Below are 24,952 nucleotides of genomic sequence, written 5' to 3'. Positions count from 1 at the left end.
GGGGTCTTACCTATTTAAAAAAAATGCTGTGTCCGTCATGTACAAATATTTTCTTTCCATCTTATTGTTAATGTTTTTTATATCGTGTAAAGATGGCTCTAAACAATTGGCCAATAATCATGAGAAAGGCCCTGATATAGACTGGACCGAAGCACAAAAATTTTATCATTCACATATGACAAGAACGGTCGAATTGATTGACTCTCTTGCTCATTTAAATCCTGAAAGTGAGAAGGCTAAAGAAGTCTTCAAAAAGTTAAGGATAAACTTTAAAAAGGCCGAGCCTTATGCGTCTTATCTAAATCCCGCTATTGGGCATAGAGCGAATGGACCTGCATTGCCCATTTTTGCCGAAGACACCGAAAGGGTATTGGCTCCTTTAGGTTTGCAAAAGATAGAGGAAACTATTTTTGAAGGAGGTGAAGATGCCACCGTATTTATTAGAGAGACCAACTTGACCAAGGGTCTTTTGGTCAACCTTTTGGAAAACACTGGGGAAAGAAGCTTAAATGCCGAGCGTTTCTTTATAGCTACCCATCAGCAATTGATGCGCATTGTCAGCCTTGGTATTGTAGGTTTTGACACTCCTGTTAGTTTATGGGGGCTAGAAGAAAGTAAAATTTCACTACAAAGTCTTTATACGGTTTACGGTCTATCCATCCAAAATTTGGTTCAAGATAAAAACCAAGATCTGGATACAAGTTTTACTGAAAATATTAAAATGGCCATTCAATACCTGGATCAGAATACCGATTTTGAAACTTTTGATAGGTATACCTTCATAAGGGATTATATGAATCCTATAACCAGAAATTGGGTGTCCATCAGAAAAGAGAGTGGTCTTTGGGCAGGCGTCAACAACAAACCGTTCAATTTTGACGCTTCTACATTTTTCGAAAAAGATGCCTTTAATCTCACCTATTTTACTCCTCCCGTTAACAGAAATACCAATGAGAAACAATTGGCTTTGGGCAAAAAATTATTTTTTGAGCCAAAATTGGCAAAAGATGGTACTATGTCATGTGCCACCTGTCATATTCCTGAGAAGGCATATTCCGATGGCATAACGGCCAATTTAGATAATACAGGCAATACTTTACAAAGAAATACACCTACGTTAATCAATGTGGCATTTCAAAAAAGTTTTTTTTGGGATGGGCGTGCCGAGAATATTTTGGACCAAATAACCTCTGTTTTTACCAATGAGCAAGAATTTGCTAGTAGTGTTCATGAATTTTCTACAGAAATATTATCCGATTCGACCTATACGGCCATGTTTGAAGAAGCTTATGGTAAAGTTTCGACCCGAAATACCGATGTCATAAGGGCATTGTCGACCTACATCTCTACCCTGAATGGTTTTGACTCGAAATTCGATAGAAATATGAGGGGAGAGGAATCAAATTTTTCAGAAGAAGAAAAATTAGGAATGAACCTTTTCATGGGAAAAGCCCTTTGTGCCACCTGTCATTTCATGCCATTGACCAATGGTACGGTACCGCCATTTTTTTCGGAAACCGAAAAAGAGGTCATCGGGGTTCCTGAAACGGCTTCCAATCAAGAGTTAGATGATGATTTGGGCTTCTTTTGGCGCTATGGCAAAGAGGTTCATAGGGGTATGTTCAAAACTCCCACAGTAAGAAATGTCGCCTTAACCGCCCCTTATATGCATAACGGTGCCTACCAAACATTGGAACAAGTAATGGATTTCTACAATCAAGGTGGCGGCGGCGGAATGGGTTTTGATCTCGAACATCAAACCCTACCTTTTGATGAACTGCAGCTATCGGACAGTGAACAAAGGGCCATTATAGCCTTTTTGAAAACGCTTACTGATACCAAAGTACAGGGCAAAACTGGTGATAATAGTCAATTAGTGGCGCAAAGTAGTTCCGAAAACAATGCAAATCAGTAATGTCTCTATTAAAAGTGACTTTTGACGTTCCAAAAAAATATAACGATGCAACAAAAATACAAGCACCCATTTTTTTCTTTAGTGGTTATCATCCTTACCCTGTTATTAACAAATTGCTCTAGTAGTGATGACAGCCCGGAGATCGATGACAAGGGGTCTAATCCCGACCAGGAAGAAGTCGTGGATGAACCCCAAGAAGAAGAGGAAGACAATAATGAAGAGGGCGATGGTACTCCGAATGCTTATGAATATATCACGCAAACAGAAGATTACCATATGTTGAGCGAAGCTCTGAACAAAGTGGATGCATCACTCACCGAACTACTATCGGGCGAAATAATGATTACCTTCTTTGCACCTACCGATATGGCCTTTAGCGATTTTTTAGAAAGTATAGACGGATATGATTCTCTCGATGATTTTGATGACGCTTCAGAGATTGAACTGTTACAGGCCATACTTCAGTATCATTTGTTGCGTGGGAACGCTCTTTTTTCAGAAGACTTTTTAAATGACGATTACCTTTCGTCGGAACATGGAGAGGAAATCAAAGTGAAAGTTGGCGAGAGTATTTACTTAGAGACTGCTTCCCACCAATCAATTGAACTTATAGACTTAGGTTCAGAAGTTGCTAACGGTGTGGTTTATGGTGTGAATGAAATTTTATGGCCCACATCGGTGAGAGATGTATTTTTTCCGAAGCCTACATTGAAAGAGATTATTGTTGACAATGAAGATTTGCAAATGTTTGAAGAAGCAATGATGAAGGCTGATCTTTTTAATCTGGTGGAAGGGGAAGAAGCCCTAACTATTTTTGCTCCGAACAACCAAGCTGTTGAACTTCTCTTTGATATTTTGGGAGATCCCTATGATGATTTTGATGATTTTCAGAATTTCTTTGAACTACAAGTGTTGAACGATATTCTTCTTGGGCATTTTACGAACCAAAGGTTACTTTCAACTGATTTTAAAGAAGGAGTTGTTGAAACCTTGCTAACCAACGATTCAATTCAACTGGTAAAGGAAGGAGAAGATTTCGCGATAAAGGATGCCTCTGAAATCAGGGCCTATTTTAATATCAAAGATGTGGAAGCCAAAAACGGAGTGGTACATATTATTGATAAAATCTTGCTTCCGCAAAAAGTGCTTCAGTTTGTAGAATAGTAAATAATCAAGACTTTTTGGCCAGCTTTTTATGTGAACCATCGCAAGTAGGCATTCTTTTAGAAAGGCCGCAGACACAATCATGAAAACCTTTACCGTTCATAATGCGCTCGGTATATTTTTCTATGCGCGATTCTCTAGTTTTCGCCTGTTTGGCTCCTGAAAAATAAATATTATAGGCCCGTTGTCGTCCTAGGGTGAGAGCATTGAAAGCCTCGCTAAAATCGGAATCGCTTTCAAGTCGTTGTTGAAGTTCTTCAACAAAGTCTTCTGTACTTTCTGGCTTTTTCTCAACCTTAAGGCCTTTTTTCTCTATATCAATGGCCTCAAAAATATAAGCTCTTAAGGTGTCCCACTGTGAGTTAATCTCTTCAACGCTGGTAAATTTGATGATGCGGGCAATTCTTGAGTTTTCGCCTGGTTTCTCCATAATTTTCAAAGGGTCATCCATCAGAACTCCTTTGAGAAAACTGATATTGCAAAACTGTTTGAAGTTGCCTAAGATGAGTACATTGTTACCATTTAAGGTATAGCACGGCACCCCCCATTTCAATTCCTCTTCTAAACCACAGTCAAGAACCAGCTGCCTTAAACGGGTCAACTCGGCCTGCCATTGATCTACTTTTTCTAAATAAAGGTCAATCTTTTCGTTCTTCATCTTTTATTTTCTTGGCGTCGTTAAATTATTATAATTTGAAAAGAGCTACAAATCCTATATTTCTTCGAGAATAGATTCTCCTTTTGACTGGTCACCTGACGTCCATTGCCAAGTCTCGTAAAGTCGAACTTTTCCGTTATCGAGAATCTCTGGGGTAGAATGGCAAATGCCGGTCATTAGCTTTCCTTCTATATTGATTTGGTGATAGCGCATATCGATGTGTCCGGTGGAACTCACCACACCGATAAGATGCCCTTTTTTAATTTTACCTCCGGAATATTCGCACGTAAGAATGTTGCCATCTTGCTGATAATGAAATATGGTTTCTTCAGAGGTTTCGCCATTCTCTGAATTTTTTACGGGAATGAACTTTTTATCGTGATAATTCATATCTAAAAATAAAAACTCTCGGTAGATTGTTTTGTAGAATCAAATATCAAGATACCTTCTTTATCAGGAAATAGGCTTCCCAATAAATCTCCATTTTTCCATACTGCACTTTGACCTGCTCCTTCAAAATTGTCACAAGGCCCTATATTATTGCACATCAGAACAGTTAAAGGGTGAGTTTTTGATAGTTTTTTGAAGTGTTCATAGGCTTTTTCAATTCCGCTTTGCGATTTGGCAACACTGGCTAAATAAATATCTGCATGATGACTAATGGCTTCACGTGCATGTTCACTTTGAAGACTTTCATAGCAAATGGCCAAAGCGATGTGCTGTTCGCACAATTGAATGTGACCGTATTTATTTCCTGCTTGAAAATAGGGCAGTTCGTCTTCGTGCAGCAATTGTTTGGTATAAACAGAAAGAGGAATGTTAGGTTGAAAAATGATTATGGCAATTTCAATACCGCTCTTCGTATGTAAGGGCATTCCAAGACCAATAGTTATCTTCTCGGTATTACTTATTTCCTGAAAACCTAAAAGCCTTTTGTCACCTAATTTCATTTTAAGCTTTTCGGCCAGCATGGGCTCGTAGCCCGTTAATGACAGCTCAGGAAAAAAAATAGCATCTGCCTTGTTAGCCAGAGATAACCGAATCGCTTTTTTATGCAATTCAATATTTTCCTGAACATCACCTTTTAAAGACTGTATTTGTGCCAGTGCAATTCTCATGGTCGCCACCAATTGGTTTACCTGGTAGAAAGGTACGTATCACTTAGATAAAACAGAACCAAAATTTGGCAATATTGCTTGACGCGGGTTCAAATTAATTGAAAGTGGTTCTGAACTCGGTAGGGGAAAGATTGGTCTTGGCCTTAAAAAGTTTACTAAAAGATTGGGAGTGCTCAAAACCGAGGGTGTAGGCAATTTCGCCGACCGATAGTTCTGTGGTCGACAACTTTTCTTTTGCTTTTTCTATGAGTCGTTGTTGAATATATTGCTGGGTAGTGGTGCCAGTGATGTTCTTCAAAAGACTACTTAGGTAATCGGGTGACAAGTTCATTTGCTCTGCAACTACCTGTACGGAAGGATGTCCGTCATTCTTCAGGTTTTCGTCTTCAAAAGCTTTTGCTAACAGGGTATCTAACTTGGCTAGCAGTTCGTGATTGTTCTTTTTTCGGGTGATAAACTGCCGTTGATAGAACCTTTCTGCATATTGCAAGAGCAGTTCTATTTGAGCGATGATGATATTTTGACTGTAGGCATCTATATTGGTCTCTATCTCATTTTTTATGTTTTGAAAAATAGACTCGACCGTTTTCTCTTCCTTTTGAGACATAAAGAGCGCCTCGTTTATGGCATATTGAAAGAAGTCATATCTTTTAATAGTTTTCGCCAAAGTGGTATTCCAAATAAAATCGGTATGAATCAACAGTAACCAACCTTCAGGCTTTAAGTTCGCCCTAGAGTTCGGCTCTAATCTTAATAATTGGCCTGGTGCGATAAATGACATTAGCCCTTCGTCAAAATCATACTTTTGCTGCCCGTATCTTAATGTTCCTACATTTCGTTTGACGCCGATGGAGTAAAACCCGAAATGCCAGCTTTCGCCATAATTTTCAGGAAATATCTTGGTCTGACCATAATCTACCAAACTAACCAAAGGATGAAGAGGGCTGTCAAGCCCCCTGATCCTATGAAATTCTGTAATGGTCTCTATTTTTCGAATTCTGTTCTTCAATCTTTCTACAATAAAATTCCACCTGCTACTTCAATGCGCTGACCGTTGATCCAACGAGCATCTTCTGAGCATAAAAAGGCAACGACGCCACCAATATCTTCTGGCTCACCAACTCGACCCAAAGCGGTCAAATTAGAAACAGCTTTAATTTTTTGCTCATTGGTCTTGTTTTCGCCACCACCGAAATCGGTACCTACCGCACCGGGTGCGACTACATTGGCCGATATCTTTTTCGATGCCAGTTCTTTCGCCAAGTATCTGGTCAAAACCTCAACGCCCCCTTTTGCCGAAGCGTAGGCACTGGAATTAGGAAAGGAGAAGCGGGCTAATCCGGAAGAAATATTAATTATTCTGCCTCCCTCATTGAGAAAAGGAACTGCTTTTTGCGTTAAGAAATAAACACCTTTCAAGTGAATATTTTGCATTTCGTCAAAATCATCTTCGGTGGTTTCCAAAAAAGGCTTGTAGATACCCGTACCGGCATTATTCACCAAAAAATCAAATTTAGAATGACCATATTCCTCTTTCAAATAAGATTCTAAGCTGGAATAAAAATTATCGAATTCTTTAATATTACTGGTGTCTAACTGAAAAGCTTTTGCCTTGCCACCATATTCGTTTACTTCAGACACTACCTTTTCAGCAGCTTCTTGGTTTGAGTGATAGGTGAAAATGATATCGATACCTTTCTTTGCAATATTATGGGCCATATCTCTACCTAAACCTCTACTGCCACCGGTAATCAGTGCTATTTTTTTTGTGCTCATATCGTTATTTTTTGATGGTGTAAAGTTGGCAAAAATTAAGTGGTAGCCGGTAGTCTAATCCATGTATATTGTAACCAAATCCGATAAATCGAAAAGTATATGGTTTAAATGCCCAATGTTGCAAGGTGTTTCACTTTATGATAGGTAAGACAAGCCATAATGCAGGATTTTAATTCGTCAACAGGGATCTCACTGTCCATTTCAAAGAGAAGTGCCCTGTTGCCTTCATACATAAATTTTGGCCCGAATATCATTTTAAAGGTATCGACCAAACGACTCGTACATTGAAAGTACATGGCATATTGCTCAGGATTTTTCTCTTTCCAATCCATTCGCAACGTACTTCCGCAGTTGGTAATAAAACTGGGCTCGTTCCATTTAAGGGTAACCTCTAAACGGTTGATCCAATCACTATCAGATGCCGTTTCGATGACCAGTTGGCGCAAGAAGTTCATCTTTATTAAGACTTCTTCGGGGTAAGTGGCGAATTTATCATCGACTTTCGGGTCAACAATTATTTGCATCATCAATCATTTATGCCAATATAGAAACCCACTTCAGCATGGCTGGGGTCAGCTGTTCTTTCGTCATATACTTCAAAATCCGATAGGTAACTTCTTTTAAGCTCGGTATTCCATATGGTATTCCAGTGTTTACCGACTATACCCTTCATTAAATCACCTCTAGCGGAAGACTTCCAATAGCGACCTCCTTCCACCTTTTTTACGACCATATTCTCCGGTACTTTATCAAAGCTGGTAACCTCACAACCAATTACAGTAGTGTAAGGCTGTGTATGGTCTCCATCATAATCGGTATATAGTGAGTATATGACTTCGTTTTTCTTATGAGGAATTTTTTCAAGAATTCCTTCCTCGCCAAAGCGCCGCCACAAGTTAGTAATATCTTTTAAAGCCTGTTGGTCTTGATTGGAGGTTCTGACCGAGATACCCATTATAAAGAAAGGGGTGATAGCTACTTTTTTCATAAGAATATTTTTGATTCCGTTCAAAAGTAATCGTAGGGAGTGTCAGATGATGTCAGAGGTAAGGTTATTTTAGGCAATCGAAACAAGCGACCAGTTCAGAAGGTAAATTTAGGTCTTCAGAGCCCTTTAATGATTCGGATAAAAATTCGGTCTTATCGATTTCCTCTTTAAATCGCATGGCGTATTCCGTCAATTGTTGTTTTCGGGCCATAATTTTTTTGGCGATTTCAGCTCCGTCTTGCTCATAAATGGTTTTCGGCCAAACCTTTAAAGCTTGGTTGATACTTTCGTCGGTCAGCGTGCTCTGTAGGTAAGTGGCCTCCTCGGAAAAAATACTTTTGTCTATCGTTTTCAGAAAGTAGGTATCAAAATCCATCACCAATCCGGGAATGTAATCAATCTCTTTTTCGAAATTCTGTAAATCGGGCAGTATGGATTTATGGGAAAGGAGTGTCGGCAGTATACCATCAATATTAAAGAAGGCATTATCTCTATCGCAGGGCAGCGGAGTTGCCAGAGTTTCTTCATTTTTACTGGTTAAAACCCAACCCCATTGTTTCGCGTGTCGATCCCAATCACCAATCAACAAATCGAATAATCTGGCCCTCACCAATAGATTTTCATCAACATGTAATAAATCTTTCTTTTCTGATTTTAGTTCTTGTAGGTCTTCGGTATCAATTATTTCAGAAGCTTTTTCTAGTTGTGTCCACTCTGCGTTTCCAGCATTTTCATGCTCGAAAAGAAAAAGCCTGTTACCATATTTATCGTTTAAAGAATCTAATTTTTCCTGTCTGGGAAGAAACAGCAATTGCGGCCGCGTAGATAGTAACCCGCACTTATGTGCCAACTCGGCCACCGCCAGTGCGGCATAAGGGTGTTGGGCAGAAATACCATCAACTACAATGTTTTCGAGCCCCACGGCTTTAATAAAATCAGGAATCAAAGGCTCTGGGTTTTTGGTCACACTGCGTAAGGTATAGACGTCATCATTCTTCGTTTTTACCTTTAAAGAATGGGTCTGCTTACCACCACCTTGTTCCAAAATAGTTAATCCACCTTTCAGCGTATCCAAAAAGGCAATGGGCACTTTAACGGGCGTTTCCCATACTTTTCTATATTGTTCGCCCTGTACTATATTTTTTAGGGTATTACCACGATAAAGCGTGCTGGCCGCTACCATAACGGAGTCGTGTTCCCTAAAGTCAATATGGTCTATACTCGATAAGTCCAAGATTTCACATGTGCTGAAATTTTTGTCTGTGGTAGCCGTGGAAAAATAAATGACTACCATAAAAAGAAAAAAGGCGAACAAAATAAAAGCAAGCACTTTTTTGATCATCACATTGATTTTTAGTTTTACTTAAGGTGTATCAGGTGTAACCGCTTCAATCAACTCTTGGTCCATGCCATAATATTTTAGGGCAATGGCAAAGGCAATAACAGAAAGAATAATACCGAACATAAAAACAGTGTACGTCCACCGTAAGAGTTGGTATTTTTTCTTGAGAACTTTACCAAGGTAATAAAGATCCATGCTCAAAGAGTCGTAAATTGATTGCTTATCAACAATAATAGAACGCAGTTTTTCTTTGAATTCATTGGGTTCTAGGGAATGAAAGTTTCCGAAAAACAGGTAATTAATGTCTTTCTCATTAATATCTTGATCGACCAAACTGTTATTGTCTATCTTGGGTCGCGTGGCAGCTACCGACATAATCATTGAAATAATACTGAATACCACAAAGATGACCGTAGGGTAGGTGAGGTACGAGTTGGTAGGGTTACCTAGTTTGGGAATCAAATTCGCCAATAACAAAGAAATGATTATGGCATTCACCGATAATAATATGTTCGCCTTGGTATCGGCGATATCGCTCAATTTCAAGTGATTGCGTAACTGTGTTCTGTATAGGGACTGAATTGCCCTTTCAGGGCTTTCATTCTTTAAATTGACCTTAAGCTTTTCTTTTTTCTTTCGGGCTGCAGATTTGGCAATTGCAGCGACCAAATCCATCACATTATTCTCTTTTTGCTCTTGCCAATTCTCAAGGGCATAATCGGAGTAAAAACGATGCTCATTGCGAAGAATGTTGATATAGTTCTCCCGCAATTCATTAATACTCATTTCAGTACCATTGACACGATTTACTTCTATCAATAACAATTCAAGAACTTCATCAAAATTGCCGGAAGCATAATAACCGCTTCTGGCATCCTTAATTATTTTTTCTTCTTCGCTTTTAGGTTCTTCTAAGCTCCATGCTGCTTTTAGTAGCTCACTTGCCTTTTCGATAAGGTTCTGGTCTGCCGATTTTTCCTTTAAAAACCTTTGAAGCCTTTCTTCAGACTTGACAGGTGTTTTTTCTTGGGAATGCACATCATCTAGAAACAAAAACCAACAGCTCAATCGTAGGGCCACAACATCTAAATCATTGTCGTTTTGATTTTCAAGAAGTTCGTTGGTATGGTCAACAGTTTTTAGAGTATGTCTGTAATCGTAAAAAACACGATCTTTGAAAGGTGATTCCGTGAAAAGTTGCCGTATGTAATTTTCGACTTCCTTAAGTATAGCTTGCATTGTCTAAGTTTGAGCGGTTGACCGCAAACTACTATTTTGACCTGACCTCTAAAGCGCCTATTGATTCAAATTTTAATCCGATTCATAGATTAATACTTATGATAACTGCGTATGCTCAAAATCAATTTATAGCAGAAAGAAATGTATCTATTCTTGCCTTTTGCTTTAAATGATGCCGCAAATGCATTTCGGAATATGCCAGCCATTCATGGGCATTAAAATAACCCAAACCAGGGTGCCGGGTCTTTCCGGAATAGTTACCAGAAACCATTTTTTGCCAAAGGCTTTGCGCCCTTTTTTTCAAAAACAAGAGTTTTTCTGTTAAAGACTCGATTGAATTTGGCTGGGGTACATTATCAGAGATCAAGGGGTCGGTCTTAACGCGCTTGTCTTCGAATGAGCCTCTTTTAAATAATTCCGATGCTTTTTCCGACATGGGCATATCTTGATGGGACAAGTCGTTTAACGCACCTTCAAGCTGATCAAAATACCAGTTGGTTTCATTAATTAAGTGTTCATATACCTGCCCTAAAGACCAGCTTTCTTTGTCAGGTCGCTTTACCAATTGTTCCAATGGATAATTCAATAGGCTTTTAGACCACAAATTTAGGGTTTGATCAAATCGTTCTATTTCATTCATTGGTCGTGAATAGCTACAGATAACACTCTTAAATATAAATGAAATACAGTTTCGAAAATTGGTTGATTTTTTAGTTATTAACCTAAAATTTTTCAAAAACCCCAAGCCCAAATAAAGCGAAGTCATACTTGACGGGATCAATAGGGTCTAACCTTCTCAGTTTTTTATCGAGTTCTTGTAGCGCTTTCGCGTCATTCTGCTTCCTTTTTAAAAGTTTAAGTTTTCTGGCGACATTTCCAGAATGTACATCAAGGGGGCAAGATAATTGAGAGGGTTGAATTGATTTCCATAGTCCGAAATCTACTTGGGCTTTGGCCGGCCGCACCATCCACCTTAAAAACATATTGATGCGTTTCGCAGCGGAACCTTTCAGAGGGTCGCTTACGTGTTTGGTTGTTCTTTGGGGGTGGGGCAGCTCAAAGAATAGTTCTTTGAAACGAGATATGGCTGATTGCAAGCCATAGTCATCGGTTGGTTGCGCAAAAACATTCTCCAGACCACCATGAAATTGGTAGATATTTCGAAGGCTTTGAACAAAAAAGCCCAAATCTAGACCATTAAAAGTACGGTGAACAAAATATTCGAATCTCATTAAATCATCTTCAGTATGGTTGACGATGAAATCGTATGGAGCGTTATCCATAAGTTCCATCATTTTTTTTGAATTATTAATGATACTTTTTCTATTTCCCCAGGCAATCGTAGCCGTAAGAAATGCGCTTATTTCAATATCCTCTTTCGATTGAAAACCATGAGGTATTTGAATGGGGTCAGTTTCCAAAAATCGAGGGTGCTCGTATTGTTCGGCCTTTGTATCTAAAAAATCTTTGAGTTCGGCAATCGTCATTCTAAAAGTAAATCAAGAAAGTTCATAAATAATAAAGGGGTCATTAATATGAAATTGTATAGGGCATGAAAGATTATGGCCCAAAGCAAACCGAACTTTACCCGAACAAACCCTAGAAAAATGCCGACGCTTAATTGGGGCGCCACGAGCAACGGCGATAGTAGAAGGGTAGTAGTAGTAAGCTCGAAATTCGAAATATGGTAAAATCCGAATATAAAGGTCAAAAAGTAAAAGATACAATTGAAATAGTTCTTTTTCTTAAAGAAAATTAACGGACCTCTAAAAATCACCTCTTCCATTACAGGAGCCATAATTACCGCTGCGGCAAATAATAATAATAAAGAACGATTCATCAAATCTTCACTGGCATGTTTACCAATATCGATGTCAAAATAGTTCTGCAAGCCGGCATTGACCATGCCTATTAAATAACTTAGAGTTAAAGCATACAGCAATAGCTCTGTGAACCAACGTAGCCGTTCATGAGGGTCTTTTTCTAGCGATTCTTCATAAGTCGGATTTTTAAAAAACTCCCAAACCGCTATAATTTTTGAAGACAAAATAAAATGAACCTAATTTAGACAACTACTTCTTTATTCACAATGAGACCATCAACCATAGTAAGCTTACGGTCGGCCATATCTGCCAGTTGCTGATTGTGGGTCACAATGACAAAGGTTTGGTCAAATTCGTCACGAAGATCAAAAAAGAGCTTATGAAGATTGTCGGCACTTTCTGAATCGAGATTACCACTTGGCTCATCTGCGAAAACAATAGACGGGTCGTTGACCAAAGCCCTTGCTACGGCCACTCGTTGCTGTTCACCACCCGATAGTTCATTAGGCTTATGGTGGTATCTCTTTGATAACCCTAAAAAATCAAGAAGCCCCTTTGCCTTTTTTTCGGCTTGTGCCTTGGGAGTGTTTTTGATAAAAGCGGGAATACAAACATTTTCCAATGCCGTGAACTCCGGTAACAATTGGTGAAATTGAAAAATAAAACCAATATGTTCATTGCGAAATTTGGCCAAATTCTTCTCCGATAATTGTGTGACATCGGTGTCATTAATCAACAGTTCACTTTCTTTAGCGTTGCTTTGCACATCAAGTGTGCCTAGAATTTGTAGTAGCGTGGTTTTTCCGGCACCGGAGGCACCCACGATAGAAATGACCTCTTTCTTTTTTATGTGCAGGTCAACCCCTTTCAATACTTGTAAATCACCATAAAACTTTTGAATATTGCTGGCCTTGATCATCGGATAAGATTAATTTATCAGTCAGAGTGACTTTTGCTCGATAAAAGTAAGGAAATTTGAAGTTTCAAGAATCATACTGGCCATTGGTGTTATATTTACCGTTTTAGAGGTCAAGGTTAAAATTAAAGATGTAATTTTGTTCAACAAAAAACAAAATTGGATAAACAAATAGTTGTATGGCTCCATATAGGAACTTAGAGGAATATAATTTGGAAGTAACCGGCGAAGTTAAAGACCGCTATTCCAAAATCATTAGTGAAATAGGTGAAGACATCTCCAGAGAGGGATTGCTTAAAACACCGGAAAGGGCTGCCAAGGCGATGCTTTTTTTGACTCAAGGGTACAAACAAGATGCCGTTGAAATTCTTAAAAGTGCCATGTTTCAAGAAGACTACGACGATATGGTCATTATTAAAGATATTGAGCTGTATTCACTTTGTGAGCACCATATGTTGCCTTTTTTTGGTAAGGCCCATGTCGCCTATATTCCCAATGGTCACATTGTTGGTCTGAGCAAAATACCCAGGGTAGTTGACGTGTTTGCACGTAGATTACAGGTTCAAGAACGTCTTACGCACGATATTCTGGAATGCATTAACAATACTTTAAAGCCCAAAGGGGTGGCCGTAGTGATCGAGGCTTCTCATATGTGTATGATGATGAGGGGGGTTCAAAAACAGAATTCGGTCACGACCACATCAGGCTTCAGAGGGCAGTTTGAAAAAATTGAGACGCGTAATGAGTTTTTGAAGTTGATCAGTTCCGATTTGTCCTAGTTTTTTAAGTCAGTCTGGAATTAGTCCCTATTGTGAGTTTGGCATCTTTATTGTTAAATTGAAGTAGTTCAATCAAAAATATATATCATGTCAACAAATCAAGACAATAAGTATAAAAAGTTGGCTTTGGGCCTACTTTTCGATGCCATAGGAATGCTTTCATTCACCATTCCGTTTATAGGAGAGTTTTCCGATATTATTTGGGCGCCATTGGCCGGTTGGTTAATGACCAGAATGTATAAAGGTAAAATAGGTCAGGGGGCAGGTCTATTCACGTTTATTGAAGAAATTATTCCAGGTTTTGACCTTATACCCACCTTTACACTTATGTGGTTATACACATATGTGCTCAAGAAATCACCGGCAAAAACCACAATCGAGGTCTAAGCTCTCGAAATAATAAATCAGAAGCACCGATAAGGTGCTTTTTTTATTTCCCTGATTATCAAACGTGTTCCTTTTAAAGAGGCAATCATGTAACAGAAGTTACCGAAGGTGCGTTCAATTATTCCTAACTTTATAAACTTACTGATTGGTTTATGCAAAGAAGAAAATTCATTAAGGGCGCTACGCTGGCGTCTTTTGCCAGCTTGGTCGGGGCAGAAATCGTTTACGGGTTAAAAATGCCAGCTGGTTATGTACCACTGGCGTTGCAAGAACCTGACCCTTTTAAACTGTTCAAAAAAGATGCGGGAATGGTCGTATTGAACGACAAGCCATGGAATATGGAGGCCCAAGCACATTTGTTGGATGATAAGGTGACTCCTAGTTCAAAAATGTTCATCAGAAATAACGGATTGATTCCTGAGGATATAAACATTGCCAGTTGGAAGTTGACCATCGATGGGGAATCGGTAAAAAACCAAAAGTCATACTCTATCGATGATCTAAAATCGAAATTTAAAGCTTATACGTACCAACTGACCTTGGAATGTGGCGGAAACGGTAGAAGTGAATTCGACCCTCCCGCGAAAGGAAATCAATGGACAGTGGGTGCCGTTTCATGTGCTAAGTGGACAGGCCTTCGATTACGAGATGTTTTAGAGGATGCAGGTTATAATAACGATGCCGTTTATATCGGTTATCATGCAGCCGATTTGCACCTAAGCAGGAATCCTGAGAAAGAGCCAATTTCAAGAGGAGCCCCGATGGCCAAGGCATTGCAAGATGAAACCCTTATTGCTTTTCAAATGAATGGTGAAGATATTCCTCTGGCCCATGGGTACCCTTTGCGTTTGGTAGCAGGTGGCTGGCCAGCTTCGGTTTCTGGTAAGTGGTTGACCAAAATTAGTATTCGAAACAAAGTGCACGATGGTGCTAAAATGGAAGGTAGTTCGTATCGCGTACCGTGCGAGACCGTGGCACCGGGTGAAAAAGTGGCCGATGAAGATATGTGCATAATTGAATCGATGCCAGTTAAGTCGTTGATAACTTACCCGAAATCGGGAGCCATGCTTTCCGAAGGCAAAAAACTTTCTATAAGAGGTCACGCTTGGGCAGGAGAGCTTGAAGTCGCCCAAATGGATTATTCTATTGATTTTGGGTCTACATGGCATTCCTGTATATTGGAGAAGCCGGTCAATCGTCTCGCTTGGCAACACTTTTCGGCAGAGGTAGATTTTCCTAAAAAGGGTTATTACGAGGTATGGGCAAGGGCTACCGATTCACGCGGCAAAGCTCAGCCTATGCTATTGCCCGGTTGGAATCCGAAGGGATACCTGAACAATGCTTGCCATAGAATAGCGGTAAAGATTGGTTAGATGAAAGAAGACACCAACAAAAGCAATCTTAAAAAAGAGTTCGAGAAAGTTTATCGACTTGCCATACTTACCATTGTGATCGTGGCCATTTTTGGGTTAATCATAGGTTACTTGATTATCAATCCTCAATTTTTCGATTTTAAAAAAGATGATTCAACAACCGAACTACCGGAAATAGCCATTGAGGAAGATTTCGATAAAATAGAGAATGGTATACATGTTAGCACTGGTTTTGTTGATGCCCCCGGGATGAAAGAAACCATACAAAATTGCACAAATTGCCATTCTTCGAAACTGGTATTGCAGAACCGAATGACCGCTGAGAGGTGGAAGGCAACTATACGGTGGATGCAAGAGACCCAAAATCTTTGGGATTTAGGAGCTAACGAAGATATCATAATCGACTACCTGACCACTAATTATCCGCCAAAAGAAAAAGGTAGAAGGGCAGCACTAACAGATATTGATTGGTACGAGCTTAAGTAATAGAAAATACTACCGACCCATACCTTATTAAAACTTGTTATTTTGGAGAAGTATATCGATGCTTTTTTAAAGGGATTCAATGGTACTTTGAATTGGACGTACAAGTCCATACTCTTCGAAGTACCTTGGTATACCAACTATTTTTATGGTGTTATTCTGTTGTCATTAGTAGTTTGGATTTTGGAGATAGTCTTCCCATGGCGAAAGAATCAAGGCATTTTTAGAAAGGACTTTTGGCTTGACACAATCTATATTTTCTTTAACTTTTTCATTTTTGCCATCGCTATAGGCGGCGTTTATAAAGTGCTGGAAACATTCTTCTTGAGTGTCGGGGTTTCCATGAATAGTTTAGCTATAGTAAACACCGAATCTTGGCCCGTTTGGCTTCAGCTTTTTGTCTTTTTTATCGTGTTGGATTTTGTTCAGTGGTTTACCCATATACTACTTCATCGGTACGAATTTCTATGGCGTTTTCATCAAATTCATCACAGTGTAAAAGAAATGGGCTTTGCGGCACATATGCGTTTCCATTGGATGGAAAACGTACTTTATAAACCCCTAAAAACCTTTGGGATCATGATTTTAGGTGGGTTTGAACCAGAACAGGCCTACATAGTTCATTTTATGGCGATTGCCATCGGGCATTTGAACCATTCGAATATTAAATTGACTTGGGGGCCTCTAAAATATTTTTTCAACAATCCGGTCATGCATCTTTACCACCATGCTTATTCTTTACCTGAAAATCACAGGTACGGAGTGAATTTTGGTATAAGCCTTAGTTTGTGGGATTACTTATTTAAAACCGATTTCATTCCCGAAGATAGTGGTCTCGTGCCTTTAGGATTCGAAGGAGATGAAAAAATACCCCAAAGTTTTTGGAAGCAACTTTTTTACGGCTTCAAAAAATCTTAGCAAAATATAGAAATCACATAGGAAACGGACCGTGGAGATCCATTTCCTATGTACTGTCCTTAAAAAGGTAGACTGACCCCCAGATTGATATTTCTACCGATATTACCGATATCATCAACTTTTAGTCTTGAGAGATGAGATATATAGTCTTTATCGAAAAGGTTGTTGCCGCTAAGCCTAATATCTACAGGCTGTTCAGAGATGAAAATTCTTCCTCCTAACCCAATGCTGAATAGGGCATACGATGGCGTTGTTGTTTCGAACTCACTCACATTATTCTGCTCGAAAACCGATTTTAGAGTAGCAAAGGCATAACTCGAAGGCAACCATGAAGTTCCCTTGTTGAATTCTGTTCTAAGTGTGTTCGTCCAGCTGTTGGCCGGTATCAACGGTAAATAGTTGTCATTATCTAGTTTTCCGGTAACGCTTTCAAAGCTACTTTCAATATGCAGCCAATCGAGTGGGTGCGGGTGAAAATGCAAACCTACTTCACCTCCATATAATTTGGCGTCTTGTTGTTGGTAAACGAATACGAAATTGCCATCGATATTGTCTCCGTTGGGCTCAATAAAAATATAATCGTTTACGACATTATAAAAACCATTGACGAAGACCTCTACATGCTCATTCTTATACTCAAAAGAGACATCGGTCTGAATATTTTGTTCGTTGGTCAAGTCTTGATTTCCTATTTCGTATCGGTTCGTACCTTCATGAACACCATTCGAGGTAAGTTCAGGAAGATTTGGGGCCCTGAAGCCGGAAGCTAAATTGATTCTCCCCGTTATATTAGAAAGAAATTCCCATTTATAACCCAAAGCGGCATTGATACTGTTATAGCTATTATCCAATTCTTCAATGTAACCCTCTTCCCCTACAATACCGGTCTCATCGCCGGTAATAGAGCGTGTATCGTACCTTAAACCGAGTTGCAGATCGCTATTGTTCTTAAAATGGAGGTGAGAGGTAGCAAATATTCCGAAATCAGTGGTATTCGCGTCCGGTATTAAGACTTCCTCCCCTGAATTACTGTTCTTCTGGAACATACCTTGGGTGCCTACGATTGTTTCCCAAAGGCCCCATTTCGGTAAATGGTATTGAATATTGTAATTTATGGTTGACAAATCCATATCCAACGCAGCTCCTTCTTCGCCTTCTTCAAATTCTTTTCTGTTATTAAAGGTGTAACCAAGAATCGCCTCCAAACTCGATTTGTCAAAAAAGAAATTGGATTTAGAACTGACGATATGGTTATTGATCTCTTGATAAGGCGATTGAGGGGTTCTTTCATTGGTCTGTTCCCCAATTTCTTCAGGTATACCAAGCTTTAGCTGATTATAATTATATCTGATATCAGTCTTAAAGTTGACCGCTTGGTAGGCCACACCGGTTTTAAGGTCATATTCACCGAAACGGGTATTGGTAACGCTTAAATCATCGCCCGTATGATAATCGGCATGGCTGGCATAACTACCTCTCACTAAATATTTGAATCGGTCGCCGGATGACTTAACACCCGCATTGGCAGCAATTCCATTGGTATTGGTGAAATAATTGATGTTTACATCGCCCTCCGTCTGTCCTGCAACGGCGAACTTTTCTGGGTTCAGGTAAAGAACGCCGCCTAAGGCATCGGAGCCATACAAAAGAGAAGCAGGGCCCTTGATAACCTCTACGCTTTCGATACCTGCATCACTGATTCCCAGACCGTGTTCATCACCAAATTGTTGATTTTCTAAACGAACGCCCTGAGTGTAAACCAAAACGCGGTTCGAGCTCAAACCCCTGATGACCGGTTTACCGATACCCATACCTGTGGAAAGGTTCTCGACTCCAGGCACATTGGTAATTCCGTCAGAAAGGGTTACCGCCCCTTTTGTTTTAAGCTCACTAACCGAAGCTCTTTCTACTTTCATTACATTTTCGCGTTGCAATTTGTGAAATGGGGTAGATACGATTACCTCTTCCATTTCAATAGCACTTGGGAATAACGTAATGTTCAATTCATTGGTGCCTTCACTGATTACGGTGGTTTCGGAATAGGTTTGATACCCCATGTACGCCACGATAACTTTAAAGTTACCTTGGGGAAGGCCATTTATAGTGTAGTTGCCATTTTCATCGGTAACACTGCCTTTTTCTAATTGGGGGAAATATATCTGAACGGTAAAAAGAGGTTCATTTTGGTCGGCACTTTTAATAGTGCCTGTTAGTGAGTTTTGTGAAAAACCCATATTGCAGAGTAAGGCAAAGACAATTGCCACATACATATTTTTCATACTTCGTATGATTGAAAGTAATTTTTTAACTAAAGGAATTTAAATCTTAATAAACGTGAAGAGTGGGAGGCCCCCTAAGAACAAAGTGAAGCTTTTGAAATTTGCTTAGGAAAGTATAAGATGATAAGATGTTTTGAGTACCTGATTTTACTCTTAGTGGTAGTTCTTGAAAGAACAAGGTTGGTGATTGAGGAGAAAAATGAAATTTGAAAAAGTCGCAGTTTAACTCCGCCTCATGCACATGTAAATTCCCATTTTTATCACAATCACGGTATTCATGCTCGTATACGGCATGAGCCAATTTGGTAATAGAGGGTGTAAGAATCGAAAGCACTAAAAATAGGCTTGCCAAATAGCTAATATGGCGCATTCGTTCTTGCATCTGGCAAAAATAGTGAATTGCAAACAGAGACCTGTTCTCTATCAACCTTTTTGGCAAATTGATAGGTAAGGCTTGTTAAATTGGCTTATCGATAAATAAGTGGCTTATTTAAAAAGAAAACCAAGGCCCATTCTACTTAGCATTTTCTTTTCAAAATTCCAGAAAAAACGAAACTGGCCAAAAAGCCAACCGAAAAATACCAGAAGTACTTGATATATCGGAAAAATCAAAAGGATTCGCGCCGTCCAGTATAACCAAGATGCGGTCGAGGCACGATGTAAGCCAATAAACTCACATAGGGGCTCGGCCAATTTTGCCGCACTGGAACCTGTGATGGCAAAAACAATGAAGATAATCGCAATTTGAAAGTTAGAGTCTATGCCCCAACGTTTTTTAAGCTTTTCCATAAATTTAACCCGGCAAATATACTAATCAAATTCGAGGAACAAAAGGGCCAAGTCTCTGATTGTATTTGCGTTGAAAGTAAATAAAGTAATTATATAATTTATAATTCACTTCATAGCCATAGTCGATATTTGGATTATAATCGATTTGCCATTCATAGAGACTAGGGGAGTAGCGCATAGGTTGCAAAACCCTCTGATTGTAATTAATCACATAAATCTGGTTTCTATTCTCTAGAAAAGATTGGGAGTAATACCCTTCGGGCCGTGCAATACTTTGCAACCAGAAGTTGAAACCAGGTTCTATGATAATGATTTCATATTCAGTACTATCACTGGAAATTTCGACGGTATCGCCGACCTTTTGATCAAACGCCATTTGTTCTTTATCGGAAACATCTACCGCTTGCTTGGTTCCGGTACAACTACCGGTTATCAAAAGGATAAAAAAGCACATTCCCCCTAAGAATAACATCATCTTTTTCATAGCACTGTAATTTATTAAGGTCTATCGCAATTTTCGTTCCACTTTAAGGTACAAAAAAAGCCACTTGTTTAAGAAGTGGCTTTTTAAAATTGTTGGAGTAGGGGCTATTTGCCGAAAAGACCACCTAAAAGACCTCCAATACCTCCTTTTTTTCCTCCAAGAGCCATTGCGGCTACGTCGTCAAGAATGCTTCCATCGCCGTCAGAATCCAAGAAGGACTCGATTAAAGATTGTTGTTGATTACCACCCATTAAACCTCCTAATAGATTGCCTATACCATTGGAATCATTGATGTTTTGCTGTCTGGTCTGTTTGCCGAGGTAACCCATTAAGATAGGTGCTGCCACTTTTAAAATAGTTGCTACCGAACCTGCATCCATTCCTGACTTTGCACTTAACGCCGATTCAACTTGAGCCTGCTTTCCACCCAGTACATGACCTAATATACCGGCACCATCGTTCATTACCGACTCGTCAACCCCACCGCCTAATAGGCCACTTAAGTTATCGAGTATGCTGCCGTCATGTTTACCGGAAAGTGCCCCCATTAAACCTTGAGCACCTTCAGGGGTTGCGGCATTCTTTTTCATTGCACCCATGAGTACGGGCAAAGCCATGCTTAATACGCTACCTGTTTGGTCGGTCGATTGTCCGGTCTGTGCGGCTGCACCACTTATCAATTGTTTGCCCATTGGGCTGTTGAGAATATCCAATAATCCTGACATGTGTTTAGTGTTTTATAGTTACTGCTTACAATGTACAAAAAAACTTGTTGTAGCAGGTGAAGCTCTTGGGTAAAAACCCAATCTACACGGCCTTTTCTTATTTAAGTAAAGTAATGATCTGATCTGCAAGTTCGGCTCCTATCCTGGTTTGGGCTTCACCTGTTGCAGCCCCAATATGTGGGGTCATAGATATTTTCGGATGCATCAAGATTCTAATTTCAGGAGTAGGTTCCGACTCAAAAACATCTAGACCGGCAAAGGCTACCTTACCACTTTCTAGCGCATCGACCAAAGCTACTTCGTCAAGAACACCTCCACGGGCCGCATTTACAATTCCCACCCCATCTTTCATTTGGGAAAATTCTTTTTTACCGATAACGTATTCCTTTTGGGCAGGAACGTGCAATGAAATGAAGTCTGATTGAGAAATAACCTCCTCCTTACTCATTCCTTTTAAAGGAAAGCTTACCGATTGTCCATCATAAAATTCCACGGCAATTTCCGTTTCGGTTATAAAAGGATCAAAGAAAACAACCTTCATGCCGACACCTAATGCTATTTTGGCGGTTGCACGACCAATTCTTCCGAAGCCTATGACACCAAGGGTCTTACCCCGAAGTTCGCTTCCGGCGGCATAAGATTTTTTAAGCTGTTTGAACTTACTATCGCCATCTAGTGGCATGTTGCGGTTGGCATCGTAGAGAAATCGAACACCGCCATATAAATGCGCGAAAACCAGTTCAGCAACGGAACCTGATGATGCAGCTGGGGTATTGATGACGAACAAACCTCTTTGCCTGGCATAATCGACATCAATATTATCCATACCAACGCCCCCTCTACCGATAAGTTTTAGATTGGGGCAGGCATCTATCAATTCTTTGCGAACCTTAGTGGTACTGCGCACCAAGAGGGCTTCAATAGAATTTTCATTGATAAAATTTTTCAATTGCTCTTGTGCCACGGTAGTGGTCAGTACTTCAAAGCCCGAAGCTTCGAGTTTGTCAATACCCGACTGGGCTATACCATCGTTAGCCAAAATTTTCATGATGTTCTATATTGGTTTGCTGAAAGGCCTTGATAACAAGGCCCAGTTTTTATGCTTTTCTTTCTAATTCGCTCATCACATCTACAAGAACACCCACGCTTTCTAGGCTAAGGGCATTATACATAGAAGCTCTGTAACCACCAACAGATCGATGCCCATTGATTCCGTTAATGCCCGCCTCTTTGACCATTGCATCAAAAGATTCTTTTAACTTCTCATCGACCAGATTAAAGGTGGCATTCATGTTGGAGCGATCTTCTTTTTGAGCAAAGCCTTCGAACATTGGGTTCAGGTCAATTTCTGAATATACCAATTGGGCTTTTTTGTCATTGATCTCTTCAATAGCCGCAATTCCTCCTTTGGCTTTTAACCATTCTAACGTAAGCATTGAGGTGTACACCGCAAATACAGGAGGGGTATTGAACATACTTTCTTTCGAGATATGCACTTGGTAGTCTAACATAGAAGGTATTTGCCTTGTTACCTTACCTAGAATTTCTTCTTTAACTACAACCAATGTAGCTCCGGCGGGGCCCATATTTTTCTGTGCTCCGGCATAAATCAAATCAAACTGAGAAAAATCTAGTTGACGTGAAAAAATATCGGAACTCATATCGCAGACCAAAGGAGCTTCTGTCTTTGGGAATTTTTTAATCTGTGTTCCGAAAATAGTATTGTTCGATGTCAAGTGAAGGTAATCCAATCCGTCGGGCACAGAATAACCTTTTGGTATGTAGTTGAAGTTCTCATCTTTTGAAGAGCCTACCTCTATAATCTCACCGAACATTTTTGCCTCCTTAATAGCTTTGCTACTCCATGTTCCGGTATTCAAATAGCCAGCCTTTTTCTCCAATAGGTTGTAGGCGGCCATTAAAAATTGAAGACTGGCGCCACCTTGAAGAAAGAGGGCTTGATAGCCTTTGCCTTCTAAATCTAAAAGTTCAAGCGCCAAGCTTCGTGCCTTATCCATTACCTCGACAAAATCTTTGCTTCGGTGTGATATTTCAATTAGCGATAGACCTGAATTATTGAAGTCCATAACGGCTTCTGAAGCCTTTAACAATACTTCTTGAGGTAAAACACAAGGGCCAGCACTAAAGTTATGCTTTTTCATAAAGATGTAGTTTACAATTGAAACCGCCATATATGGCTGTTATGCCAAATCCCCCAGCGGTTTTGAAATTAAGAGGTTAAAGTTCATCAATTTTGAAGAAACCTAAGCTATTGATCGAGTAAAAATTCAATTAGGTTTTTAACAGGAAATCAACAGTATCTACATTATCGGCATAATCGGAAAGGCCGGGACGTTGGGTTTCGCCAAAAGCAACCTCATTTTCAATAATTCCTTTAGAAACTATGCACTGTAATTGATCACTTTCTTCCTTCAGTTTCATCTTCAAAACTTCTAAATCTTCATAAAATTCATAGAAAAGAGATGCAATAGGTGAGGCATAGGTTTCATCTTGCTTTAAGATGATAAAGCCGTTATCAAGAATCTTGAATTCAGACATTAAATACACCGCCTTATTATAATCATAATTATTGGCATATTTGTTTTGATGTATGATTTTGTTGTAGGAATACAGCGCCTTAAATAGCTGGTCAAAATCATACCCTTTAGGAACAAAAATTTTCGATACGCTTCGGCACCCAAGACCATAGTATCTAAAAATATCTTCACCAAGTGCGTTAAGTTGTGCCGTGGTCTCATCGCCGCTCAAAACAGCAATTGAATTTCTGTTCTTTCTTATGATGTGTGGCCCTTTACCAAAATAATGTTCAAAATAGCGAGATGTATTATTACTTCCTGTGGCAATTACAGCATCAAAATCAGATAATTGTCCCTTTTCAAAAACAATGGATTTTTGAAGTTCAGGTTCCAGATAAACTAGGTAATCCCTTATAAATGAAATCAAAACATCGTCATTGGAAGATAGCTTGGCAATTACCTTATTACCGGTGAGTAAAACGCTTATAAAGTCATGAAAACCGACCAGTGGTATGTTACCTGCCATAATCAGTGCCACTGTTTTATGCCTGTTTTGCGTTAAATCATATTCACTTAGCCAAAGGTTTAAATTCTCTTCGGTAAGTAAATCGGCCCATCCACTAAGGGCAAATAAGACATTATCCCTCGTAAACCAACCATTTTTATGCTTGGCCAAATCAATGGCAGCATCTAATTTTTCAAACCAAGGGTCATTTTTAGACTTTGATTGACAAAAATCACTTAAAAACTCGCCAAGTTTAACGAAAGCAATAAATGTTTTGTGATGGTCGTTCATATATTTGCGATAAACAGGTATAGGCTGTACCTTTGTTTTAAACAAATGCAAAAGTAAGCATACTGTAACAAACAGGAAGCTGAAGTTAAACAGTAAGAAAATTAAATTATGGCAATAGTTATTACCGATGAATGTATCAATTGCGGGGCTTGCGAACCGGAATGCCCCAATACCGCCATCTACGAAGGAGCAGATGAATGGCGTTACTCTGATGGTACTTCTTTGGAGGGAGATGTAGTTTTGCCAAGTGGTAAAGCGGTAAATGCAGACGAAGCCCAAGAACCCATTAGTGATGAGATCTATTATATATCACCTGATAAATGTACCGAGTGCATGGGCTTTCATGAAGAGCCACAATGTGCTGCCGTATGTCCAGTAGATTGTTGCGTACCTGATGATGATCATGAGGAAAGCGAGGAAACCCTACTGGCCAAACAAGCGTTTATGCACCCAAACGGATAGG

At 39.5% G+C, this 24,952-nt stretch carries 28 protein-coding genes; 8 read left to right on the top strand and 20 right to left on the bottom strand.

Annotation, left to right across the window (positions count from 1 at the left end; all coding sequences use genetic code 11):
• Window positions 1-37 precede the first annotated feature (37 nt).
• Both IL356_RS10870 and IL356_RS10865 read left to right on the top strand, forming a co-directional pair.
• Complete coding sequence (locus IL356_RS10870; protein WP_121848983.1) at window positions 38-1,915, top strand: cytochrome-c peroxidase; 1,878 nt, start codon at window positions 38-40, stop codon at window positions 1,913-1,915.
• Window positions 1,916-1,960: 45 nt separating this feature from the next.
• A complete protein-coding gene (locus IL356_RS10865) occupies window positions 1,961-3,079 on the top strand; it encodes a fasciclin domain-containing protein (RefSeq protein ID WP_121848984.1) in 1,119 nt (372 codons plus the stop codon).
• A 7-nt stretch (window positions 3,080-3,086) separates the two neighbouring features.
• Here the strand turns inward: IL356_RS10865 and IL356_RS10860 are convergent, their stop codons facing one another.
• The 13 genes from IL356_RS10860 to IL356_RS10800 form a co-directional block, all read right to left on the bottom strand.
• Window positions 3,087-3,737: a DUF1801 domain-containing protein gene (locus IL356_RS10860; RefSeq protein ID WP_121848985.1), complete on the bottom strand. Its 651-nt coding sequence runs from the start codon at window positions 3,735-3,737 to the stop codon at window positions 3,087-3,089.
• 54 nt (window positions 3,738-3,791) lie between these two features.
• A complete protein-coding gene (locus IL356_RS10855) occupies window positions 3,792-4,127 on the bottom strand; it encodes a n-acetylglutamate synthase (protein WP_121848986.1) in 336 nt (111 codons plus the stop codon).
• 2 nt (window positions 4,128-4,129) lie between these two features.
• Window positions 4,130-4,855, bottom strand: coding sequence for a carbon-nitrogen hydrolase family protein (locus tag IL356_RS10850; RefSeq protein WP_121848987.1), 726 nt, complete (start codon window positions 4,853-4,855; stop codon window positions 4,130-4,132).
• A gap of 94 nt (window positions 4,856-4,949) precedes the next feature.
• On the bottom strand, window positions 4,950-5,864 hold the full coding sequence (locus tag IL356_RS10845; RefSeq protein WP_121848988.1) for a helix-turn-helix domain-containing protein: 915 nt from the start codon (window positions 5,862-5,864) through the stop codon (window positions 4,950-4,952).
• 5 nt (window positions 5,865-5,869) lie between these two features.
• Window positions 5,870-6,631 (bottom strand): SDR family NAD(P)-dependent oxidoreductase, encoded by a 762-nt coding sequence (locus IL356_RS10840; RefSeq protein WP_121848989.1) that lies wholly within the window; start codon window positions 6,629-6,631, stop codon window positions 5,870-5,872.
• 104 nt (window positions 6,632-6,735) lie between these two features.
• Entirely contained in the window at window positions 6,736-7,158 is a 423-nt protein-coding gene (locus tag IL356_RS10835) for a DUF1801 domain-containing protein (RefSeq protein ID WP_121848990.1), read from the bottom strand.
• Window positions 7,158-7,619 carry a GyrI-like domain-containing protein gene (locus IL356_RS10830; protein WP_121848991.1) on the bottom strand — a complete coding sequence of 154 codons (462 nt, stop codon included), beginning with the start codon at window positions 7,617-7,619 and terminating at the stop codon, window positions 7,158-7,160. Before IL356_RS10830 ends, IL356_RS10835 begins: the two co-directional genes overlap by 1 nt.
• Window positions 7,620-7,683: 64 nt before the next feature.
• Window positions 7,684-8,961, bottom strand: coding sequence for a hypothetical protein (locus tag IL356_RS10825; protein ID WP_121848992.1), 1,278 nt, complete (start codon window positions 8,959-8,961; stop codon window positions 7,684-7,686).
• Window positions 8,962-8,982: 21 nt separating this feature from the next.
• The gene (locus IL356_RS10820; RefSeq protein ID WP_121848993.1) at window positions 8,983-10,200 is read right to left on the bottom strand and encodes a Pycsar system effector family protein; all 1,218 of its coding nucleotides are present in this window, start codon (window positions 10,198-10,200) and stop codon (window positions 8,983-8,985) included.
• A 121-nt stretch (window positions 10,201-10,321) separates the two neighbouring features.
• Window positions 10,322-10,840 carry a DinB family protein gene (locus tag IL356_RS10815; protein WP_162987887.1) on the bottom strand — a complete coding sequence of 173 codons (519 nt, stop codon included), beginning with the start codon at window positions 10,838-10,840 and terminating at the stop codon, window positions 10,322-10,324.
• An 82-nt stretch (window positions 10,841-10,922) separates the two neighbouring features.
• Window positions 10,923-11,687 (bottom strand): TIGR02757 family protein, encoded by a 765-nt coding sequence (locus IL356_RS10810; RefSeq protein ID WP_121848995.1) that lies wholly within the window; start codon window positions 11,685-11,687, stop codon window positions 10,923-10,925.
• A complete protein-coding gene (locus tag IL356_RS10805; protein ID WP_121848996.1) occupies window positions 11,684-12,247 on the bottom strand; it encodes a CPBP family intramembrane glutamic endopeptidase in 564 nt (187 codons plus the stop codon). The genes IL356_RS10810 and IL356_RS10805 overlap by 4 nt, the downstream gene beginning before the upstream one ends.
• Window positions 12,248-12,264: 17 nt before the next feature.
• Window positions 12,265-12,942 (bottom strand): ABC transporter ATP-binding protein, encoded by a 678-nt coding sequence (locus IL356_RS10800; RefSeq protein ID WP_121848997.1) that lies wholly within the window; start codon window positions 12,940-12,942, stop codon window positions 12,265-12,267.
• Between the two features lie 176 nt (window positions 12,943-13,118).
• Between IL356_RS10800 and folE the strand changes: the two genes are divergently transcribed.
• The 5 genes from folE to IL356_RS10775 all read left to right on the top strand — a co-directional run bounded on the left by folE (window position 13,119) and on the right by IL356_RS10775 (window position 16,879).
• Window positions 13,119-13,718: a GTP cyclohydrolase I FolE gene (gene folE, locus IL356_RS10795; RefSeq protein ID WP_121848998.1), complete on the top strand. Its 600-nt coding sequence runs from the start codon at window positions 13,119-13,121 to the stop codon at window positions 13,716-13,718.
• 87 nt (window positions 13,719-13,805) lie between these two features.
• Window positions 13,806-14,105: a hypothetical protein gene (locus IL356_RS10790; protein WP_121848999.1), complete on the top strand. Its 300-nt coding sequence runs from the start codon at window positions 13,806-13,808 to the stop codon at window positions 14,103-14,105.
• A gap of 152 nt (window positions 14,106-14,257) precedes the next feature.
• The gene (locus IL356_RS10785) at window positions 14,258-15,478 is read left to right on the top strand and encodes a sulfite oxidase (RefSeq protein WP_121849000.1); all 1,221 of its coding nucleotides are present in this window, start codon (window positions 14,258-14,260) and stop codon (window positions 15,476-15,478) included.
• Window positions 15,479-15,964: a monoheme cytochrome C gene (locus tag IL356_RS10780; RefSeq protein WP_121849001.1), complete on the top strand. Its 486-nt coding sequence runs from the start codon at window positions 15,479-15,481 to the stop codon at window positions 15,962-15,964.
• Between the two features lie 42 nt (window positions 15,965-16,006).
• On the top strand, window positions 16,007-16,879 hold the full coding sequence (locus IL356_RS10775) for a sterol desaturase family protein (protein WP_121849002.1): 873 nt from the start codon (window positions 16,007-16,009) through the stop codon (window positions 16,877-16,879).
• Between the two features lie 59 nt (window positions 16,880-16,938).
• Here IL356_RS10775 and IL356_RS10770 read toward each other — a convergent pair whose 3' ends face one another.
• The 7 genes from IL356_RS10770 to IL356_RS10740 form a co-directional block, all read right to left on the bottom strand.
• Window positions 16,939-19,158, bottom strand: a complete 2,220-nt coding sequence (locus IL356_RS10770; RefSeq protein WP_121849003.1) for a TonB-dependent receptor — start codon at window positions 19,156-19,158, stop codon at window positions 16,939-16,941.
• Window positions 19,159-19,644: 486 nt separating this feature from the next.
• Window positions 19,645-19,947: a DUF6787 family protein gene (locus IL356_RS10765; RefSeq protein WP_121849005.1), complete on the bottom strand. Its 303-nt coding sequence runs from the start codon at window positions 19,945-19,947 to the stop codon at window positions 19,645-19,647.
• A 25-nt stretch (window positions 19,948-19,972) separates the two neighbouring features.
• Window positions 19,973-20,431, bottom strand: a complete 459-nt coding sequence (locus IL356_RS10760; protein WP_121849006.1) for a DUF6146 family protein — start codon at window positions 20,429-20,431, stop codon at window positions 19,973-19,975.
• A gap of 104 nt (window positions 20,432-20,535) precedes the next feature.
• Entirely contained in the window at window positions 20,536-21,156 is a 621-nt protein-coding gene (locus IL356_RS10755; RefSeq protein ID WP_121849007.1) for a DUF937 domain-containing protein, read from the bottom strand.
• A gap of 97 nt (window positions 21,157-21,253) precedes the next feature.
• Window positions 21,254-22,204 carry a D-2-hydroxyacid dehydrogenase gene (locus IL356_RS10750; RefSeq protein WP_121849008.1) on the bottom strand — a complete coding sequence of 317 codons (951 nt, stop codon included), beginning with the start codon at window positions 22,202-22,204 and terminating at the stop codon, window positions 21,254-21,256.
• A 49-nt stretch (window positions 22,205-22,253) separates the two neighbouring features.
• The gene (serC, locus tag IL356_RS10745) at window positions 22,254-23,318 is read right to left on the bottom strand and encodes a 3-phosphoserine/phosphohydroxythreonine transaminase (protein WP_121850703.1); all 1,065 of its coding nucleotides are present in this window, start codon (window positions 23,316-23,318) and stop codon (window positions 22,254-22,256) included.
• Window positions 23,319-23,448: 130 nt separating this feature from the next.
• Entirely contained in the window at window positions 23,449-24,489 is a 1,041-nt protein-coding gene (locus IL356_RS10740) for an acyl-CoA reductase (protein WP_121850704.1), read from the bottom strand.
• 108 nt (window positions 24,490-24,597) lie between these two features.
• On the opposite strand from IL356_RS10740, the gene IL356_RS10735 reads away from it, so the two are divergent.
• Window positions 24,598-24,951 carry a 4Fe-4S dicluster domain-containing protein gene (locus IL356_RS10735; protein WP_121849009.1) on the top strand — a complete coding sequence of 118 codons (354 nt, stop codon included), beginning with the start codon at window positions 24,598-24,600 and terminating at the stop codon, window positions 24,949-24,951.
• The last annotated feature ends 1 nt before the right edge of the window (window position 24,952 follow it).

The organism is Euzebyella marina (assembly GCF_014855515.1).
Classification (GTDB): domain Bacteria; phylum Bacteroidota; class Bacteroidia; order Flavobacteriales; family Flavobacteriaceae; genus Euzebyella; species Euzebyella marina.
The sequence above is the reverse complement of the archived record's forward strand: the minus strand, read 5'-3'. Positions and strand labels throughout refer to the sequence as shown.

Bases quoted from the DNA above. Each gene is read 5' to 3' on its own strand.
- IL356_RS10870 (WP_121848983.1), top strand. From the start codon at position 38: ATGTACAAATATTTTCTTTCCATCTTATTGTTAATGTTTTTTATATCG.
- IL356_RS10865 (WP_121848984.1), top strand. From the start codon at position 1,961: ATGCAACAAAAATACAAGCACCCATTTTTTTCTTTAGTGGTTATCATC.
- IL356_RS10860 (WP_121848985.1), bottom strand. From the start codon at position 3,737: ATGAAGAACGAAAAGATTGACCTTTATTTAGAAAAAGTAGATCAATGG.
- IL356_RS10855 (WP_121848986.1), bottom strand. From the start codon at position 4,127: ATGAATTATCACGATAAAAAGTTCATTCCCGTAAAAAATTCAGAGAAT.
- IL356_RS10850 (WP_121848987.1), bottom strand. From the start codon at position 4,855: ATGAGAATTGCACTGGCACAAATACAGTCTTTAAAAGGTGATGTTCAG.
- IL356_RS10840 (WP_121848989.1), bottom strand. From the start codon at position 6,631: ATGAGCACAAAAAAAATAGCACTGATTACCGGTGGCAGTAGAGGTTTA.
- IL356_RS10835 (WP_121848990.1), bottom strand. From the start codon at position 7,158: ATGATGCAAATAATTGTTGACCCGAAAGTCGATGATAAATTCGCCACT.
- IL356_RS10830 (WP_121848991.1), bottom strand. From the start codon at position 7,619: ATGAAAAAAGTAGCTATCACCCCTTTCTTTATAATGGGTATCTCGGTC.
- IL356_RS10825 (WP_121848992.1), bottom strand. From the start codon at position 8,961: ATGATCAAAAAAGTGCTTGCTTTTATTTTGTTCGCCTTTTTTCTTTTT.
- IL356_RS10820 (WP_121848993.1), bottom strand. From the start codon at position 10,200: ATGCAAGCTATACTTAAGGAAGTCGAAAATTACATACGGCAACTTTTC.
- IL356_RS10815 (WP_162987887.1), bottom strand. From the start codon at position 10,840: ATGAATGAAATAGAACGATTTGATCAAACCCTAAATTTGTGGTCTAAA.
- IL356_RS10810 (WP_121848995.1), bottom strand. From the start codon at position 11,687: ATGACGATTGCCGAACTCAAAGATTTTTTAGATACAAAGGCCGAACAA.
- IL356_RS10800 (WP_121848997.1), bottom strand. From the start codon at position 12,942: ATGATCAAGGCCAGCAATATTCAAAAGTTTTATGGTGATTTACAAGTA.
- folE (WP_121848998.1), top strand. From the start codon at position 13,119: ATGGCTCCATATAGGAACTTAGAGGAATATAATTTGGAAGTAACCGGC.
- IL356_RS10790 (WP_121848999.1), top strand. From the start codon at position 13,806: ATGTCAACAAATCAAGACAATAAGTATAAAAAGTTGGCTTTGGGCCTA.
- IL356_RS10785 (WP_121849000.1), top strand. From the start codon at position 14,258: ATGCAAAGAAGAAAATTCATTAAGGGCGCTACGCTGGCGTCTTTTGCC.
- IL356_RS10780 (WP_121849001.1), top strand. From the start codon at position 15,479: ATGAAAGAAGACACCAACAAAAGCAATCTTAAAAAAGAGTTCGAGAAA.
- IL356_RS10770 (WP_121849003.1), bottom strand. From the start codon at position 19,158: ATGAAAAATATGTATGTGGCAATTGTCTTTGCCTTACTCTGCAATATG.
- IL356_RS10765 (WP_121849005.1), bottom strand. From the start codon at position 19,947: ATGGAAAAGCTTAAAAAACGTTGGGGCATAGACTCTAACTTTCAAATT.
- IL356_RS10760 (WP_121849006.1), bottom strand. From the start codon at position 20,431: ATGAAAAAGATGATGTTATTCTTAGGGGGAATGTGCTTTTTTATCCTT.
- IL356_RS10755 (WP_121849007.1), bottom strand. From the start codon at position 21,156: ATGTCAGGATTATTGGATATTCTCAACAGCCCAATGGGCAAACAATTG.
- IL356_RS10750 (WP_121849008.1), bottom strand. From the start codon at position 22,204: ATGAAAATTTTGGCTAACGATGGTATAGCCCAGTCGGGTATTGACAAA.
- serC (WP_121850703.1), bottom strand. From the start codon at position 23,318: ATGAAAAAGCATAACTTTAGTGCTGGCCCTTGTGTTTTACCTCAAGAA.
- IL356_RS10740 (WP_121850704.1), bottom strand. From the start codon at position 24,489: ATGAACGACCATCACAAAACATTTATTGCTTTCGTTAAACTTGGCGAG.
- IL356_RS10735 (WP_121849009.1), top strand. From the start codon at position 24,598: ATGGCAATAGTTATTACCGATGAATGTATCAATTGCGGGGCTTGCGAA.